The sequence below is a fragment of the Paenibacillus sp. CF095 genome (assembly GCF_900101225.1).
Taxonomy (GTDB): Bacteria; Bacillota; Bacilli; order Paenibacillales; family Paenibacillaceae; genus Paenibacillus.
On sequence record NZ_FMZN01000002.1, the window covers coordinates 561,549 to 579,537 of the forward strand.

Below are 17,989 nucleotides of genomic sequence, written 5' to 3' on the forward strand. Positions count from 1 at the left end.
CCTCTTGTACAGAAGGAAGGTTGTTTTACTGCTGTAGTGACTTATTTGTACAACTCATATATTGAACTTAAAGCGTTTAAGCCTACCTTTAACCAAACTGGGCTTGATGCAGTCGGCTGTATGGGCCTTTACGAGCGAGTAGTTCTTCATGACTTCCTTGTTCGGCTACGCTGCCGTTCTCCACCACTACGATACGATCGGCGTGTCTGATCGTCGCCAGACGATGGGCGATCACCAATGTCGTACGTCCTTGGGCCAGCTCGGACAACGCCAGTTGAATGGCAGCTTCCGTCTCGGTATCGAGTGCGGAGGTAGCTTCATCCAGAATGAGAATTGGCGGGTTTTTCAGGATCATTCTTGCGATGGATAAACGTTGCTTCTGTCCGCCGGACAACTTCACGCCACGTTCACCGATCATGGTGTCCAGTCCATCTGGCTGGGATTGTACCAGATCTTCCAATTGGGCCCGGCGAATGGCTTGCCAGATTTCGTCATCGGAAGCATTCAGTTTGCCGTATGCAATATTTTCGCGAATCGTTCCATCAAACAGGAAAATATCCTGCTGCACAATCCCGATATGGGAGCGCAGTGATTCCAGTGTCATGTCCTTCACCGGAATGCCATCGATGGAGATATGTCCTGCATCCACATCGTAGAAACGTGGGATCAGACTGCATAACGTCGTTTTACCCCCGCCCGAAGGTCCAACCAGAGCAACCGTCTGGCCTGCCTGAATATTAAGGTTGACCTGAGACAGCGTAGGTTTGTGTTCTCCATAAGAAAAGGTAACGTTATGGAAAGCAATATCGCATTTGACATTCGGAATCGGTTTCGCCTGAGGTGTATCTTCTACATCCGGCACAGCTTCAAGCAACTCCAGGTAACGTCTGAATCCGGCGATGCCTTTGGGATACGTCTCGATGACGGAGTTAATCTTTTCAATCGGTCCGAGGAATACATTGGATAACATCACAAAAGCGATGAATTCTCCGTATGTCATACTGCCTTGAATGACAAACCAGGTTCCACATACCAGTACAAACAGCGATACGAATTTCATCAGGATAAAACTGAGTGAAGAGTTCCAGGCCATAATGCGGTAGGTGATCAATTTGGTGAGTCTGAAACGTTCGTTGTTCTCAACGAAACGTCCTACTTCATGCTTTTCATTGGCAAAAGCTTGTACCACACGGATGCCGCTCACATTGTTCTCTACCCGTGCATTATAATCGGCGATATCTGCAAACATACGCTTAAACGCCTTGGACATTTTGCGACTGAAATACAGTGACAGGTAGATCATCAGCGGAACGATGATAAACGTCATCACAGCGAGCTGCCAGTTGATCCCCAGCATAATCCCGAAAGCTCCGGCCAGTGTCATAAAGGCGATAAATAAGTCCTCGGGTCCGTGATGTGCGATCTCACCAATATCCATCAGATCGTTGGTCATGCGGGAGACCAGATGTCCGGTCTTATTGTTATCGAAGAAACGGAAGGACTGCTTCTGTACTCGCTGGAACAGTTCACGCCGCATATCGGATTCGATGTTAATGCCAAGCTTGTGGCCCCAATAGGTCACTGCATAATGGAAAAAGGAACTGAGCAGGTAGATGCCGAGCAATCCGACACACGCAGCCAAGATCATGGACCAATTGCCAGCCGGAAGCAGTTGATCGACCACCCGGTTAACGGCGAGTGGAAAGGCCAGCTCCAGCAGAGCGGCGGCGATGGCACAGGAGAAGTCCAAGATAAAGAGCCTTTTGTAAGGGCGATAATAAGACATAAAACGGCGAAGCATATGTAAGTCCTCCTCGATATGACACAAATGCCCGAGCAGGCTGATTAGGGCGTGTCTCAAAACTCGCTGAAGTGCATCTTTTACCGCCTTTTCGCCCCCTGCTGCGTCACTTTCCCTTGACGTGCCCCGGCACGCCTGCGGAAAACTTCCTGGCTTGGAACGAAAATTCGGCAAAATCTGCTTCCTTCGGAGTTTTTAGACGCGCCCTAGCCTATCCGGACACCTGTATTCATCCTTGTGTTATTTACGGTTTTGCTCGGCACGTTCTACGATCATATCGGCGAATTCCTCAGCCTGACCTTGAATCGCAATCGGGTCGAAGTACCAGTAACGGTCTTCCAGCAGCTCATACACCTGATTGTTTTTTACAGCCGGCAGGGATTGCCAGATGGAGTCACCTTGGTAATTTTTATTGTTCTCTCCAACGGTTAAGAAGATATGATCCCCTGCATAATCACCAACAACTTCACGCGAAATTTCTTTCCATTGGGTATCACCCATCAGTTCTTTTTTGGTGATTTCGAGTGGGGCAAGTTGCAAAGCACTGTAAACCGCTTGTCCTCCTCGACCAAAATTGTCTCCATATCCATAATAACTTTTGTCGGATACTTCAAGGATGGAGAAGGTTTCCTCCGGTTTAATGACTGTTTTCACTTTAGCGCGAGCGGCTTCAATCCGTTCATCGTACGTTTTCAGCCAAGCTTCGGCTGCTTCGGATTTGTTCATCAGCTCTCCGAATCCCCGGATTTCGTCATGCACATTGGTGAATGTACCATACGGAATGACCACGGTAGGTGCGATTTTTTGATAACTTTCAATCTCTTCGGCTTGATCAGAGTAGGTAATGATCAGATCCGGGTTCAAGGCAACAACCTTCTCCATGGATACTGCCGCCCGATCACCGATACTCTCTATGCCCGCCACCTGATCCGCATAGAACGGGTTTTCCAAATAATATTGAACAGCACCAACAGGTTTCACACCCAGTGCAAGCAGATCACTTACGTACATATCGGTAACGATTCGTTTCGGTTCAGCCGGAATTTCAACATCTCCGCTTAATGACTTGTAGGTCCGTGTAGCATTTGAATTGTCTGAACCGGACGACGTGTCTGTGTTCGTCTCTGAAGAGGCTGTTGTCGTTTCGGTTCCCGCTGCCGATGTCTGTTCAGTGGCGGTTGAGCCTGTTCCGCTGCTACATGCAGCCAGAATCATAATGATGGCGAGCATAAGAAGCAAGCCGGAAAAGCGTTTTTTTGCAGCAAACATATTTTTGTTCCCCCTGTGTATAATCAATAATGATTATTATTCTCATTAATAACATAGAGGAAGATGTAATATTTGTACATGGACAACTATGATCACTACTGCATGGACAATTATGATGTCAGGTGATGCATGATATGCTGCAATTGCTCCATAACGGACAAGGGATCGAATCCATAGAACATGTCGGCATCAATCTCGTATACACGTCCTTCACGAACGGCGGAGAGGGTCCCCCAGGATTCCTGATTCAGCAGGTTATCCAGCATTTCTCGTTCGGCAGGTTCCTCAGGGAAGGCGACAAACATGTGATCTGCGGCATACAAGTGAATCTCGGACAACGGAACATGGACGTACCCTGTAAGTAACTGTCCATCCTGCTCCATACGTGAGGGTGGAGTGAAGCCCAGCGATTGATACAGCACATGAGAAGCTCTGCCCCAGCCATGACCATAGATATAAGCGCCGTCTTCTCCAATCATAAACATGCAAACGGCGGAACCACGTGTTCCTTCCATCTGTTGGTCCAACGTATGATTGGCCTCTTGCTCAAGTTGATGATATCGATCTAACAACTCCTGTGCATTGGACTCAAGCCCAGTAATTCTGCCCAAATGAAGAAGCTGCTCCTGCCAATCGAGTTCCTCAAAGGGCATCAGAATGGTCGGTGCGATCAGACGTAGTTCATCGGAAGCGGGATGCGGTGCATATCCGACAATGACATCGGGCTGAGCGTTTGCAATCAGATCCGTATGTTTAACCAGCTCGTATTCGGAATGTTGCTCAAATTGCTCATGACCATCATGACCATGTTCACCACGTTTTTCTTCCATCCAGCTGGCGACGGCACCCATGTGGGGAGTGTGGCCCAATGCCAGAAGTGAGGCTGTATAATTGTAAGTCAAAGATACAATCTTTTTGGGCATTTTCCGGTAGTGTGTTGGTGCCGATCCAACCATCTGTTTGAATTTGCGGCTCAGATAGAAAGTGTCCCTGTAGCCTGTCAGTTGTGCAATCTCCTGTAGTGTAGGGTTCGCGAACAACAGATGTTCTTGAGCCATCCTGATTCTGAGACGAGTCACATATTCAACAAATGTAAGACCAGTATGTTTCTTGAACTCCCGTGAAAAATGCTCAGGGCTCACATTTGCATCCCGTGCCAATTGTTCGCGGCTTAACGGATGGGTATACATCTGATGGATATGTCTGAGCACGGCATCGAGCCAGGAGTGATCTTCATGAGCAGAGTGAGCCACATGATCCCGCAAAATATCCAGTAACTCATAGAAAAGCATATGTGGCTTGAATGGGCTGGAATCATGGCCCTTCGAACTTGCTTGAACCAGCTCTAGTGCCCTATCAGTGAGAGTACGACTCGCAATGGGAGCTGGTACCCCGAACGGCCAGAATAGCTGTTCATTTTCAGTGAAATCAAAAGCAATAGCAATGCCCTGTATTGGCGACAGAGTGCCGCGCTTGTTCTCGTGCTGAAGCAGGCTTCCAGCTTGCCGAACGACTGCACAGCCTGCATTTAATGTCAGTTTACCCTCTTCACTAATCAGCCTGGCCTGGCCAGCAGTAATGACGTATAGTACGTGAAGTGTGCTCCACATCTCATCTATGCGGGAGAATGCCTCGCGGTCGTGAAGCTGCACCAGATGGCACAGCTTGAAAAGGGCAACAGGTACGGACTGAATCTTCTGCAAGGAAATGGGACGGGACAGCGATTTTTTATGGTAAATGGGCTTGGAAATATTCATTAGATAACTGTCTCCTTACATAAGTCAGCAAAGGCATTATTCCTCTCATGCCCCTGGTGTACTGGCGTAATTCTCGGATCTCGACTATTATGCAGTATATACTATAAACGAAGTGACGTGGATGGACAGATTGAACAAATCAACTTTTTCTATGAAAAATAGATAAAGTGGTTGAAATCGCTATCAACACCGACTATAATGAAAATGTCGAAACGTTTCAATCTGACGTTTACTGCCAGTTTCATTGTGTTAGGCACAAACTGTTCAGGGGGCGTCAGATTGAAAGACGCGTCATAACCATCATTAATGGTACGGATTGGAATGAGGTACTTCAACAGTGGTACCGGAAGGATCGAAACAAGGATTTTTTTTGAGAATACCTCGAAACGTTTCGATTGACATCCATAGCTATGATATGTACAAAGATTAATGAACGATAATGAAGGATTTAGTGGTTGTTCTAACCATGTATCGTATAGAATGTAGATAACCTTGAATTTGTTTTAGTTTAGAAGGAGCGAACGTGGAATGGCAACGATTAAGGATGTGGCAAAGCTGGCAGGTGTAGCACTCTCGACTGCTTCCTATGCGCTGAGCGGGGATAGCAAGGTTAGTGCCAAGACCAAGGCTAAAGTGCTTGAGGCAGCACGAGAACTGAATTACCGCAAGAACGGCTTTGCCATGGACCTGAAACGGAGCCGGACGAACACGATCGCTTTGATTCTGACCGATCTGTCGGGCCCTTATTACTCGGAGTTGATCCGTAGTGTACAGGATGTAGCCCTCGTGAACGGGTATGACCTAATTGCTTGCAGCTCCATGGGTGGACGGGATTCAACGGCAGTGCGATTTTTGCGTGAAAAAAGAGTAGATGGAGCCATCATCCTGGCGCATAACATTCATGATGATATTCTGGTAGAATCTGCCGGTCATCGTTTTCCCATCATTGTGATGGATCGTCAGCTGTCGAGGGACCATCTGGTCAACGTGCTGGTGGATGGAGAGCAGGGCGGTTACCTTGCAACCCGCCACCTGATTCAGGCGGGACATCAGAAGATTGCTTATATCAGTGGCCCATCCAACTCGTATGACAACGCGCTCCGTTACCAAGGGTATCTGCGAGCGATGCGGGAAGCGGGACTTGAAGAAAAGTCCAAATGGCGTCTGAACGGTAACTTTGTGCGTGAGGGCGGATACAGTGCAACCAAAATGATGATCATGCAGGGCGAGCTTCCCTCAGCGGTATTTTACGGTAACGATGAGATGGCGATTGGCGGCCTGAAAGCATTGGAAGAGCGTGGTATATCGGTGCCGAATGATATTTCCGTGATCGGTTTCGACGATATTCAGTTGTCCGAATATGTGCATCCACCGCTGACAACGATACGCCAGCCGAAGCATGAAGCTGGGTCGCTCGCCGGACATCTGTTATTCCAGATGCTCAATGGCGAAGCGGTTGACCCTTCATATACGTTAACGATTAATATGATCGAGCGCAGCTCTGTACGTTCGGTTTAGACCGAGTCTGAACAACAAAGAACTGCCTGCATGCTGGAAGTAAAAGTTTAATGATGGGGTTATCGTCCGGACGGGCTGTAAAAAGCCGGTTTGAAGAGGCCCCTATTCTTTTTCAAAATTATCGAAACGTTTCGATTTTAACTAATTCAAGGAGTGAACCTTATGACAACGATGATTAATGAACCGATCCGCTTAAGTGCCGGAGAGTTATCTTTTACCTTTTTGAACAGTGGCGACCTATACCAGGCTACATCCGGTACAACCATGCTGAACCAGTTGCTCAGCAACCAGATTGATGGATCTCTGAACAACCTGTACCTGCGTGTACATGAGGGGGAGAATATCAGCTCGTTCCCGTTGCTCGGTGTACGTTCGAACAGCAAGGTGATTACAAGCAAAGCACAGTCCAGCAACCAGTTGATCTGGGAGGGCACAGTCCAGCTGGAAGGTAGCGAACAAGGCATCGGCTATCAGGTCGTATTTACGGCTACACCGCAAGGTGTATGGTTCTGGGATGTGAAGCTCACAGGACAACAACATAACGTAGACGTGGTGTACGGACAGGATGTAGGTCTTGCTGATCCAGGTGCGGTACGCAGCAATGAAGCTTATCTGTCACAATACATTGACCATACGGTGTTTGAAGATGAAGCGAAAGGTTATGTCGTTTGTTCCCGTCAAAACCAGCCTCAGGGTGGTGCATTTCCTTATATGCAACAAGGTTCCCTGACGAAAGCAGTCGGTTACTCCACAGATGGATTCCAATTCTTCGGTCTGTCGTACAAGGAAACGAATCAACCAGAGAGCTTGAAGCGCCCAACGCTGGCAAATGAGACGTATCAGTATGAATTTGCCTACACGGCGCTGCAATCTGAACTGCTGAATCTGAACGGAGAAGCACAGGTGGTCTTTTATGGACTAGCGAAGCCTAATCATGCGGAAGGAATCTCTGCACTGGAATTCGGAGATGAAGTTACAGCAGCATGGGATGAAGTACAGGCTCTGACTGTGGAAAACGGAGATACGTTGGAACAGGTAAAACTCTCCTCTTTCTTGGGCGAACCGCTGGTTACAGTTGATCTGACACAAGATGAGATTCATGATCTGTTCCCTGATCGTCATCAGGAAGAGCACAGCGGTGAGGAACTGTTATCCTTCTTCACAGGCAGCTATGAACATATCGTTCTGAAAGCAAAAGAATTGCTCGTAGAGCGTCCACACGGTCACATTCTGATGAGTGGTGGCAACGTGCAACTTGGAGCACAGGTTATTACGACAACATCGTATATGTACGGTATTTTTAACTCACAACTCGTTATTGGTAACACCAATTTTAATAAAATGATCAGTAATGCCCGCAATGCATTAAACGTGCCGAAAACGGCGGGACAACGCATTTATGTGGAAATGGACGGACAATATCGTCTGCTGACGATGCCTTCCCTGTTCGAAATTGGCTTTAACTATGTACGTTGGATCTACAAAACGGCATCCGATACGATCATCGTGACCAATTACACAGACGCACATACTACGGAAGTAAGCATGAACGTACGCTCCACAAGTGGCGCGGCATACCGTTACCTGGTAACAAACCAGATTACGATGAATGTGAATGAATACGAGTATCCACTGCATATGACGCAGGACGGCGATACATTGATCTTCAAGGCTGATCCACAAGCGATTAGTGCTGGAACGTATCCGGATCTGCAATACCGTATGTCGGTGGATGGCGCGACTGTAAATGTAGGTGACGAAACGTTGCTGGCAAGTGGTATCCGCAGTGGTTCCGCATCACTGGTTACCCTTAGTCTGGAAGCGAGTGCTGAATGGACGCTGAAGGTACAGGGGGTATTGGAAGGTCAAGCGGATAGCGGAGTGGTAGCAGGTTCAAGCCTTACTTTTGAAGAGGAAGTGCAGGCATACCGCGAGTTCTTCGCAGGTGTGATGAACGGGTTCCGTTTGTCCCGTGGAGAAGGTCAGAGTGCAGAGGATCTGTTCAAAGTAAACGCGCTGGCTTGGTGGTACACCCACAACATGCTGGTTCACTACTCCGTGCCTCATGGTTTGGAGCAGTACGGCGGCGCGGCTTGGGGTACACGGGATGTATGCCAAGGTCCGGTGGAGTACTTTATGGCAACGCAAAAATATGAGCAAGTTCGCGATATCATCAAAATGGTTTATACACACCAATATGAAGATGATGGCAACTGGCCGCAATGGTTCATGTTTGATAAATACTTTGCGATTCAACAGGAAGAGAGTCATGGCGACATCATCGTATGGCCGTTGAAAGTGCTGGCGGATTACCTGACAGCGACTCGCGACTATGCAATCCTGGACGAGAAAGTACCTTATACCGTTAAACATAGCTTCGGGTTCACGGAAGAGACGGCAACGGTACTGGATCACGCGAAAAAAGAGATTGAATATATTCGTTCGCACTTCCTGCATGATACGTTCCTGTCTTCCTACGGAGATGGCGACTGGGATGATACGCTCCAACCAGCCAATGCACAGCTGAAGCAATACATGGTGAGCAGTTGGACGGTGGCATTGACGTATCAGTCCGTGAATGTGCTCTCGCAAGCGCTGAAATTCAAGGATGCGGACTTTGCACAGGAGCTGGACGTGCTGGCTCAAGGCATTCGTGAGGACTTTAACCGTTACATGCTGGGCACAGATGTGATTCCAGGCTTTGTATACATGGAAGAAGCGGACCAAGCGAAGCTGATGCTTCATCCAACGGATACAGAGACAGGCATTCAATATCGCCTGTTGCCAATGACGCGCAGCATGATCGGTGAATTGCTGAATGCGGAGCAAGCAGAATCGCATTATGCATTGATCCGTGAACAGTTCCTGTGCCCGGATGGCGTGCGTCTGATGAATCGTCCGGCTCAGTATGCTGGCGGAGTAAGCACACACTTCAAACGTGCAGAGCAAGCATCCAACTTCGGTCGGGAAATTGGGTTGCAATATGTACACGCCCATATCCGTTACGTAGAAGCGATGGCGAAGCTCGGTAAGACAGATCAGGTGTGGAATGGTCTCGCGATGATCAACCCGGTTGGTATCGGTGAGGTTGTGCCTAACGCGGAGATTCGCCAAGCGAACTCATACTTCAGTAGTTCGGACGGCAAGTTTAATACGCGTTATGAGGCACAGGAGCATTTTGACCATCTTCGTAAAGGGACTGTACAAGTGAAAGGCGGATGGAGAATCTACTCCAGCGGCCCTGGAATCTACATGAACCAGCTGATCTCCAATGCACTTGGCATTCGTCAAGAGGGCGGCGATCTGGTCATTGACCCGGTATTGCCAGCTGAGCTGAACGGCATGCAATTCGAATTTGAGTATGCGGGTGAGCCGGTGACGTTTATCTATCACTTGAACGAAGGTGCTGTGAGCCGTGTAGCGGTGAACGGCAAAGACATTCGCACCGAGCGTACAGCGAACCGTTACCGTCAGGGCGGGGTCTGCATCTCGCTTGATGAGTTCAGACAAGCACGCAGTGCAACTGAGCGTACGGTTGTTGATATCTATATGTAATTTCATAGCATGATTACACCAAGGTCATCCTCCTTTATTCAAGGCGGGATGGCCTTTTTGGCATATGCTCATGATTGGTCACCGCAGCGGAACCGCCAGCAATGTATGCAACAGCTCATTATGCCGCACATGCTTTGTTACGTAGCCCTGTTGTTCCAACCAGCTGCATAGCTCACCCAGCAGAGGGAAGTGACGCTCGCGCAAGGCGCGCAGCTGTTCCTCGTGTCCTGTGGTTTCTGCCTCCCGAATATAGGAATCACGGTGAGTCGCATCAACAAACATCAGATCGGTTAGGCCGATACGTCCGCGCGAGGTTAATACCCGCTGCATCTCCTGTAATGCCAATGTTTGCTGATCTGGACTCAGATGATGGAAAGCAAAGCTGGATACAACAAAATCGAAGGAATGATCGGCAAAAGGCAGCGCCAGAAAATTACCAAGTTTCACGTGCATCTCAGAATACTTGGTGCGGCATCTGCGCAGCATCTCCCGGGATTGGTCGATTGCAGTCATGTCTGCGCCGTGCTGTAGCAGTTTCCCAGCCAGATTACCTGTGCCTGTACCAATATCGAGTCCTTTCTCACCAAGGGCGGGAGAGATCCAATGAGTTGTCTGTTCGAGCGCTTCGTCATAGTTGTGATACAGATAAAAGGAAGACTGTACCGTATCATTGGAACCGCCTGGCGTGGGATGATCTGCATCCTGGTGTGGAGGTGAAACTTCATTCTCATCGCTTATAGGCGAGGGGGTGGCTGAATGATGCCTGCCCTCTATGCTGGGGTGTTCAGTACTGACTCTGCCTTCTGCCTGCACTCGTTGATCATGGATGGCTGCCTGCGTGTCATAATTCCACCGATCATGCCAGTTCTGCCGGGCTTCGCGCAGGCGACGGGCACTGTCCGCGAGATCGTGTAGATGGCTGACATCCAGCGGACCGTCCTGACGATTCAGGTCAATCATGCGCTGGGTTGTATCCATCATACGTTTCAACTCAATCCACTGGGCATACATGACGGCCTGTTGCAGCTCCAGATATTCTTCCAGCCGTTGCTGATTCCCTTGATCAATCTCTCCGAGCGCGTGTGTTATATCCTGTAGGGACATGCCAATCTCACGCAGCGCAGCAATGGTCTGAAGCCGCCAGATATCATTCTCGGTATAGGTACGATACCCGTTACTGGACTGTTTGGCGGGGAGAATTAATCCTTTTTCTTCATAAAAACGAATGGCTCTTGCCGATATACCAAGCCTGCTTGCTGCCTCTTTGATATTCATCATGCATCCCCTCCTTATCGGACCAGTATAAACCATGACGTTACGGCAAGGTTAAGTGTTTTTCTCATTTTGCTAAAAGGTTCAAGACCGAGCGGAATTTTAGTCAAAGCTGAGGCTATGCTACAATATATAGAACGAACATATGTAAACAATGAAGCAAACGAACAACGTATTTCTAAAGTTTCATAAATTTCTTAACTTTCTTAAATCTCCCGACGTTGTAACGTACAGCGTTGTCGACTATAGCACGAAAGGTTGAATTATTATGCTTACCAGCCATACATTTACGATTCGTCCATCGGAGATTAAAGATGCAGCCCAGCTAATGGGGTTGGATGCCCTGGTATGGGACAAATACACCTCTCCTGCACCGATGCAATGGCGTTCTAGACAACAATATCTGCAGCATTGCCCGCCAGGCAGTCAATTGATTGCGGTGCAGGGAGAGCGGGTATGTGGTTATGTGGGCTTTCAGCCAGCCACAGGTATGCCGGTCAACCGTCATGTCTACGAGATTCATATTGCAGTTCATCCTCATGATCGGCGTTGTGGCATTGCCACAGCTTTGATGGATGCCATCAAGCAGCATGCGGCCCAACAAGGTGTTCGCAAGCTCAGGCTGCGCGTGCTCTCCAGCAATCCGGGAGCCATCACGTTTTATACACAGTGTGGATTTGTGAAGGAAGGCAGGTTGGTTTCCGAGTTTTATATCGGAGGCAAGTATGTGGACGATATTCTTATGGGTTATTTTATCCAGACCAAATAGAAACTAGCTGAGGAGGAGGAACAACGATGGACATGGGACTTCAAGGTAAAAAAGCGCTGGTGTTGGCTTCCAGTCGCGGGCTGGGCAAAGCGGTAGCCGCTCAATTGGCAGCAGAAGGTGCTGACGTCATGCTTGCCAGCCGGAGCGAAGAAAAGCTCGCAGCAGTGAAGCAGGAGCTTCTGGCGCTTGGTGGTGGTGGACGTGTGGAATATTGTGCAACCGATGTGACACGCAAGGAAGATATTGAGGCTCTGATTCACAAGACAGCGGAGCTGTTTGGGCAGATTGATATTCTGGTGAACAATTCGGGTGGCCCGCCATCGGGTTCATTTGAGTCACTGACGGATGAAGATTGGGAGCGTGCATTTGAATTAAATGTACTCAGTTATGTAAGGCTGATTCGCGCTGCTCTTCCTTATATGAAAGAAAGCGGAGGACACATTGTGAATATCGCTTCAACTTCGGTGAAGCAGCCCATTCCGGGTCTGGTGCTGTCCAACACGTTCCGTACCGGCGTTTTCGGATTGGCGAAGACGTTATCCCAGGAGTTGGCTCCATACGGAATTTTGATCAACACGGTGGCGCCGGGACGTATTGCAACAGACCGCATTCGTGAGCTGGATGCCGCACGGGCAGAGCAGAACGGAGTCAGTGAAGACGAAGTCTCTGAACAGTTCCGCAAGGAGATTCCACTCGGCCGTTATGGTCAACCAGAGGAGTTTGCCAAAGCGGTGGTGTTCCTGTTATCCGGGGCCAATACGTACATTACCGGAACCTCATTGATCGTGGATGGTGGCATGGTCCGAGCCCTATAAAAGTCATTGAATACAATAACATAAATACCCTCTGTCACCACAATACGTGGAGATCGAGGGTATTCGTGTTGATCTATTATGTTGGGAGAGATCACTCCCGATTCATTATGTAAGCGAATTAGCGCAAGAGTTCCCATTCATGCTGAAGCATGCCGTATACTGCATGGTTCACGTAACCTTTAGGCAACTTCTCTGCCTGGCGAATGACACCTTCGAGAACAAATCCGAGTCTTTCTGGGATAGCACGACTCCGTTTGTTGTTTGTTGCCGAGCGAATCTCGACGCGATTTAGATCCAGTGTGACTAGTGCATAGTCTACCAGAACGCGACAAGCGCTTGTCATCAAGCCTTGACCCTCAAAGCCTTTTCCAAGCCAGTATCCGATGCTTACGGAGCGGTTGGTCCAGTTAATCTCGTGGAATCCGATGACGCCAGCGAGATCCCCTTTTGACCATACTCCGGCGGTGAATCCGCCATTCTCGGCACCTTGTTTTAACGCGTTGGTAATGAAGTTTGAGGTGTGTTCCACTTCTGTGACATGATCCACCCACGGCAACCAATGTCGCAGTTGATCCCGCGAACGATCCGTCAGTTCGAACAGCGGTTTGGTGTGTTCCATGGCCAGTGGCCGGAGTTCGGTATATTCATCCAATGAATAGGTAAACATGAATGCAACCTTCTTTCTTTATTAGTATGGGTTTGTTTGTAGTGGATTAACGTGAGGTCTTGGGTAACTTTTGCTCCAGTGCAAACAGGTCTTCTTCCATTGAGGCCATGCGTTGATTGACCGTTGTGCGTGCGTCACGGAGTGCCTGATTATATATGTAGGGAGCGAGCTGTGTCATGAACAGGTCGAGGACACCCCAAGCGGCCAGATCACCGAGTTCTTCGCCACGTTCTTCTTCGAAATACGACTGTATGGTGCGAATGGCTTCATCCTGCTGTTCTTTGGTCAGTTTAAGCGAGTTCGATGGAATGGGAAACCCTCCCTTTAATTTGTTTTTACTATCATGCTACATGATTCGAGCGAACCCGTCAAAATGGTTTTGGGCCTATTTATGCACGGCTGATCCTGACTTTGGTGCCGTTCTTTATTGAACTCCTCCCCCGTTAAAGGTATATTTAAATGAAACGCGTACGAAACTTTCCAAGAAAATAGATTTTTTCAGGAAATGACTTCGTTATTAAGGAATTATAGCCGGAATTGCTGCAATTCCCGAAGGCTCCAATCCATTCATGAAAGGTTTGATACCTGTGGACAATCGTACAACCCCACCTAACTTTATCAAAAATATTATTACCGAAGATCTCCGGTCTGGGAAAGTCCAGGAAGTTATTACCCGTTTTCCTCCGGAACCGAACGGTTATCTGCATATCGGCCATGCCAAGGCGATCTGGATTAACTTTACGCTGGGCGGCGAATTTGGCGGCAAAACGAATCTGCGCTTTGATGACACGAACCCGGTCAAGGAAGATGTAGAGTACGTTCAATCGATTCAGGAAGACGTGAAATGGCTCGGATACGAGTGGAATGAGAAACGTTTTGCCTCGGATTATTTTGACGAGATGTACAACCGTGCTGTCTTGTTGATTAAAAAGGGTAAAGCCTACATCGACGACCAAAGCGCCGACGAAATCCGTGCAATGCGCGGAACACTGACGGAGCCGGGCAAGAACAGCCCGTACCGTGATCGTTCGGTGGAAGAGAATCTCGACCTGTTCACACGTATGCGTGCAGGTGAATTCAAGAACGGAGAGAAAGTGCTGCGTGCCAAGATCGATATGTCTGCACCGAATATCAATCTGCGCGATCCGGTTATTTACCGGATTTCACATGCACACCATCATAACACGGGCGACAAATGGTGTATCTATCCGATGTACGCCTTTGCTCACCCGCTCGAAGATGCAATTGAAGGTGTAACGCATTCCCTCTGTTCCCTGGAATTCGAGGATCAACGCCCGTTCTACGATTGGGTTATTGCAGAATGTGAGATGGAGAGTAAGCCGCGTCAATACGAATTTGGCCGCTTGAACCTGTCCCAGATGGTGACAAGCAAGCGGAAGCTGAAACTGCTCGTGGACGAAGGCCATGTGGATGGATGGGATGATCCACGTATGCCAACGATTTCGGGTCTGCGTCGCCGGGGATATACACCGGAAGCCATTCGTGATTTTGTATTCGAAACAGGCATTTCCAAGAGCCAAGGGGTTATCGACCTGCAAACGCTGGAGCACTTTGTACGTGAAGACTTGAAACTGAAAGCTCCGCGCACGATGGCTGTCCTGCACCCGCTTAAAGTGGTTATTACCAACTACCCTGAAGGACAAGTGGAATGGCTCGAAGCAGAGAACAATGTGGAGAACCCAGAGATGGGTAATCGCCAAATTCCGTTCTCCCGTGAGATTTATATTGAACAAGACGATTTCATGGAAAATCCGCCGAACAAATACTTCCGTTTGTTCCCTGGCAACGAAGTTCGTCTGAAACATGCATACTTCATCAAATGTAATGATGTGATCAAGGACGCAGAAGGCAATGTGACCGAGATTCATTGTACCTATGATGTAGAGACGAAGAGCGGCAGTGGATTCACAGGCCGTAAAGTTAAAGGTACGATCCACTGGGTAGAAGCGACTCAAGCGGTACCTGCTGAATTCCGTCTGTATGAGCCTTTGATCTTGGATGAAGCACCGGAAGCAGAGGTGGAAGTGGCAGTAGCTGGAGCTGAAACTGAGGTTGTGGAAGAGCAACCGGAGAAAACGTTCCTGGATCAACTGAACCCGAACTCCCTTGAGGTTGTTCACGGGTATGTGGAGCAAGAAATGAAGGAAGCGAACGCGCAGGATAAATTCCAATTCTTCCGTCATGGTTACTTCAGTGTAGATCCAAAACATTCCGAGCCAGGTCGTCCGGTATTTAACCGGGTTGTATCCCTGAAAAGCTCATTCCAACTGCCGAAGGCATAATGTGAAGCGTATAGGTAGGACGATAGGTTAGCAGTAAACTTAAATCTATGAACGTAAAAGGCGTCTCCAGGGCAATAAGCCAATGGAGACGCCTTTTTCTTGTGCGCCTGCAATTGCTAAAGAAGGTTGTACTGGTACAAGTCCTGGTTCTGTGTGGATACACAAGAAAATAATTATTAATACAACGGGATACTAAAATGAACATTTTTCCAACTTTCGACGTTTAAGTTAATGTGAACAATAATTCCAAGGAGGAATCAAGATGAAGCGATTTGTTTCTTTATTGTTGATGTTAACTTTAGTTGTCTGTGTAGGATCCGTTGCATCTGCTGCTTTGGACCAATCCCTAATGGATCTCCCTTTTAAGGAACGTGCGGCAAATGTGTATAATTCATCACTAAAAAAAGTTGAACTAAGTGTCATTAAGGAAGGAAAGTCAACAAAATCAACTTATAATTCCATTTATATCCCAGTGAAAGATGTTTTTAAACGATCCGGAGCAACGTTTGAATGGGATGGAAAGAAAAAAATCACCACGATTAAAAATGAAGGACAAGAACTGATTCTTAATTTCTCTGGCAAAGAAATCACAGCGGGTAAAAATCAAGTTGTGCTCCCTCAAGAGTGGGTACAGTTGAAAAACGGGGTCTCGAGTATTGATGCTTTTGTCTTAGTATATATTTTTGAATATGCTGCTGACGATTCCGATCAGGAAAGATTGGATTGGGAAGAAAAACTCAATTTTTTGGAAATCAATGAAACGACCGGACTTCCAGGATTAGATAAGTATATGCATGTGTTTGTTCAGTTTAATGATTAGTTAAAATCGTGTATTTTCTTTTGTTCAACTTTAAAATCTATAGAGAAACTAGCATAGTATTCATATTGTGATAGAACGAACTACAGCTCCGCTATATCCCCGGATTTCACCCTTTGAAAAGGAAATCAAGAAAATCCGGGGATAACAGCGATCGAAAGATTGTTCTGTCATCGGAGTGCTCCAGTGTAACCTTAACGTTCGAAATAGCCTGTAACAAAAGATTATCTATCCTCATCCATATTACCCATCTCCGTCAATACAACTGGCTGATAGCCGTTACGTCGATTCGATAACCACATGATGCCAAATCCGACCGCGCCGATGAGCGAGAAGAATACGCCGATGCTATACATGATTTCCGCACCGAAGCTCTGGAACAACCAGCCGCCGAACAGACCGGCAATCACGCCGGAGAGACCGCCCCAGGCCATCGTATACACCGCTTGACCGGAGGAACGGTAAGGTCTTGGAATAAACAGCATGGTCAGTTGCGTACCCACATAGAAGTACCCACCAAACGTAATGGAGTGCATCAACTGAATGAATACAATCTCCAGCGGGTTGTTAGCCAGTGCCATGAGCTGCCAGCGCAGTGCAAACAGCAAACTGATCAAAATGAGAGATGCCAAGAGCATGCTCATCTTGCGTTTGAGTAGGCGGTCGAGCAGCAGGAATACGCCGACTTCGAGAATGGATGAGGTGAAGATGGCCCAGCCGACCATCTGTTTGTCGCCACCCATTTCTACAATATATAGTGACATAAAAGTACTGTTCATCGCATTAGGCACCGATACGAGTACACCCAGGCCGATAAATGCCATAAAATACGGATTGAACATGACTTTGCCAAACCGCCGAAAAGTAACCACGGGTGTATCCGAAGCGATCGGCTGTCTGGGTAGAAATACGGATAATACAAAGGCGGTGGCAATCATGCACGCAAATATAATGGATACACTGCCGATGCCAAAACGGTCAATGAGCGGTCCGGCTGCGACGGCAGTCAGTGCCCAACCGAGTGAACCCCAGAGCCGGAATGACCCAAATTTTTGGGTTGTCCCATCGATATATCCGAGAATCAGGCTGTTCGTTTGGGCGAATAATGGACTTTGAAAAAAATAAAAGAAAATCATGGCTACATAGATCCATGTATAAGTGGGCGCATAGAATACACCCTGGGCGAGCACAAATGTACCTCCCATCATAATCATCAGAATGATGCGAATGTTGCGAGATTTATCGCTCCAGAAACCCCAGAATGGGTTGGCAAACAAGGATACAAAGGGTCCAATCGCCATGAGACTGCCAATCTCCAGCTTGGTCATGCCGATCTCTTGCAGGTAAAGCTGCAGGAATCCGGCGAAGATCGAGATGGCTCCATATATGAAAAAGTTATATAGTTTCAGAGAAACCAATGAGGGATTGCCTCTTGAAGGTGCAGGT

At 47.9% G+C, this 17,989-nt stretch carries 13 protein-coding genes; 6 read left to right on the forward strand and 7 right to left on the reverse strand.

What is annotated here, in order from left to right:
• Positions 1 to 88 precede the first annotated feature (88 nt).
• The 3 genes from BLS69_RS21760 to BLS69_RS21770 all read right to left on the reverse strand — a co-directional run bounded on the left by BLS69_RS21760 (position 89) and on the right by BLS69_RS21770 (position 4,827).
• Positions 89 to 1,801, reverse strand: a complete 1,713-nt coding sequence (locus BLS69_RS21760; protein WP_091036143.1) for an ABC transporter ATP-binding protein — start codon at positions 1,799 to 1,801, stop codon at positions 89 to 91.
• A gap of 240 nt (positions 1,802 to 2,041) precedes the next feature.
• Positions 2,042 to 3,070 (reverse strand): ABC transporter substrate-binding protein, encoded by a 1,029-nt coding sequence (locus BLS69_RS21765; protein ID WP_091036146.1) that lies wholly within the window; start codon positions 3,068 to 3,070, stop codon positions 2,042 to 2,044.
• 110 nt (positions 3,071 to 3,180) lie between these two features.
• Positions 3,181 to 4,827, reverse strand: coding sequence for an AraC family transcriptional regulator (locus BLS69_RS21770; RefSeq protein ID WP_091036153.1), 1,647 nt, complete (start codon positions 4,825 to 4,827; stop codon positions 3,181 to 3,183).
• Between the two features lie 528 nt (positions 4,828 to 5,355).
• Here BLS69_RS21770 and BLS69_RS21775 point away from each other — a divergent pair.
• Together BLS69_RS21775 and BLS69_RS21780 are read left to right on the forward strand one after the other, a co-directional pair.
• A complete protein-coding gene (locus tag BLS69_RS21775; RefSeq protein ID WP_091036156.1) occupies positions 5,356 to 6,345 on the forward strand; it encodes a LacI family DNA-binding transcriptional regulator in 990 nt (329 codons plus the stop codon).
• Between the two features lie 162 nt (positions 6,346 to 6,507).
• Complete coding sequence (locus tag BLS69_RS21780) at positions 6,508 to 9,900, forward strand: GH36-type glycosyl hydrolase domain-containing protein (protein ID WP_091036159.1); 3,393 nt, start codon at positions 6,508 to 6,510, stop codon at positions 9,898 to 9,900.
• A gap of 78 nt (positions 9,901 to 9,978) precedes the next feature.
• Here the strand turns inward: BLS69_RS21780 and BLS69_RS21785 are convergent, their stop codons facing one another.
• Positions 9,979 to 11,178: a methyltransferase domain-containing protein gene (locus tag BLS69_RS21785; protein ID WP_176872926.1), complete on the reverse strand. Its 1,200-nt coding sequence runs from the start codon at positions 11,176 to 11,178 to the stop codon at positions 9,979 to 9,981.
• A 262-nt stretch (positions 11,179 to 11,440) separates the two neighbouring features.
• Here BLS69_RS21785 and BLS69_RS21790 point away from each other — a divergent pair, with 262 nt between their 5' ends.
• Entirely contained in the window at positions 11,441 to 11,941 is a 501-nt protein-coding gene (locus tag BLS69_RS21790; RefSeq protein ID WP_091036161.1) for a GNAT family N-acetyltransferase, read from the forward strand.
• A gap of 26 nt (positions 11,942 to 11,967) precedes the next feature.
• On the forward strand, positions 11,968 to 12,756 hold the full coding sequence (locus tag BLS69_RS21795) for an SDR family oxidoreductase (protein WP_091036164.1): 789 nt from the start codon (positions 11,968 to 11,970) through the stop codon (positions 12,754 to 12,756).
• Positions 12,757 to 12,874: 118 nt separating this feature from the next.
• Here the strand turns inward: BLS69_RS21795 and BLS69_RS21800 are convergent, their stop codons facing one another.
• Positions 12,875 to 13,423 (reverse strand): GNAT family N-acetyltransferase, encoded by a 549-nt coding sequence (locus BLS69_RS21800; protein WP_036612698.1) that lies wholly within the window; start codon positions 13,421 to 13,423, stop codon positions 12,875 to 12,877.
• Between the two features lie 46 nt (positions 13,424 to 13,469).
• On the reverse strand, positions 13,470 to 13,733 hold the full coding sequence (locus BLS69_RS21805) for a DUF2164 domain-containing protein (protein WP_076253656.1): 264 nt from the start codon (positions 13,731 to 13,733) through the stop codon (positions 13,470 to 13,472).
• A 259-nt stretch (positions 13,734 to 13,992) separates the two neighbouring features.
• Between BLS69_RS21805 and BLS69_RS21810 the strand changes: the two genes are divergently transcribed.
• Complete coding sequence (locus BLS69_RS21810; RefSeq protein WP_091036167.1) at positions 13,993 to 15,726, forward strand: glutamine--tRNA ligase/YqeY domain fusion protein; 1,734 nt, start codon at positions 13,993 to 13,995, stop codon at positions 15,724 to 15,726.
• Between the two features lie 262 nt (positions 15,727 to 15,988).
• Complete coding sequence (locus BLS69_RS21815) at positions 15,989 to 16,546, forward strand: stalk domain-containing protein (protein ID WP_091036171.1); 558 nt, start codon at positions 15,989 to 15,991, stop codon at positions 16,544 to 16,546.
• A 221-nt stretch (positions 16,547 to 16,767) separates the two neighbouring features.
• Here BLS69_RS21815 and BLS69_RS21820 read toward each other — a convergent pair whose 3' ends face one another.
• Entirely contained in the window at positions 16,768 to 17,961 is a 1,194-nt protein-coding gene (locus BLS69_RS21820; RefSeq protein ID WP_091036174.1) for an MFS transporter, read from the reverse strand.
• Positions 17,962 to 17,989 lie beyond the last annotated feature (28 nt).

Coding starts and splice junctions, on each gene's coding strand:
- BLS69_RS21780 (WP_091036159.1), top strand. CDS start 6,508: ATGACAACGATGATTAATGAACCGATCCGCTTAAGTGCCGGAGAGTTA.
- BLS69_RS21795 (WP_091036164.1), top strand. CDS start 11,968: ATGGACATGGGACTTCAAGGTAAAAAAGCGCTGGTGTTGGCTTCCAGT.
- BLS69_RS21770 (WP_091036153.1), bottom strand. CDS start 4,827: ATGAATATTTCCAAGCCCATTTACCATAAAAAATCGCTGTCCCGTCCC.
- BLS69_RS21800 (WP_036612698.1), bottom strand. CDS start 13,423: ATGTTTACCTATTCATTGGATGAATATACCGAACTCCGGCCACTGGCC.
- BLS69_RS21815 (WP_091036171.1), top strand. CDS start 15,989: ATGAAGCGATTTGTTTCTTTATTGTTGATGTTAACTTTAGTTGTCTGT.
- BLS69_RS21810 (WP_091036167.1), top strand. CDS start 13,993: ATGAAAGGTTTGATACCTGTGGACAATCGTACAACCCCACCTAACTTT.
- BLS69_RS21790 (WP_091036161.1), top strand. CDS start 11,441: ATGCTTACCAGCCATACATTTACGATTCGTCCATCGGAGATTAAAGAT.
- BLS69_RS21775 (WP_091036156.1), top strand. CDS start 5,356: ATGGCAACGATTAAGGATGTGGCAAAGCTGGCAGGTGTAGCACTCTCG.
- BLS69_RS21765 (WP_091036146.1), bottom strand. CDS start 3,070: ATGTTTGCTGCAAAAAAACGCTTTTCCGGCTTGCTTCTTATGCTCGCC.
- BLS69_RS21785 (WP_176872926.1), bottom strand. CDS start 11,178: ATGATGAATATCAAAGAGGCAGCAAGCAGGCTTGGTATATCGGCAAGA.
- BLS69_RS21760 (WP_091036143.1), bottom strand. CDS start 1,801: ATGCTTCGCCGTTTTATGTCTTATTATCGCCCTTACAAAAGGCTCTTT.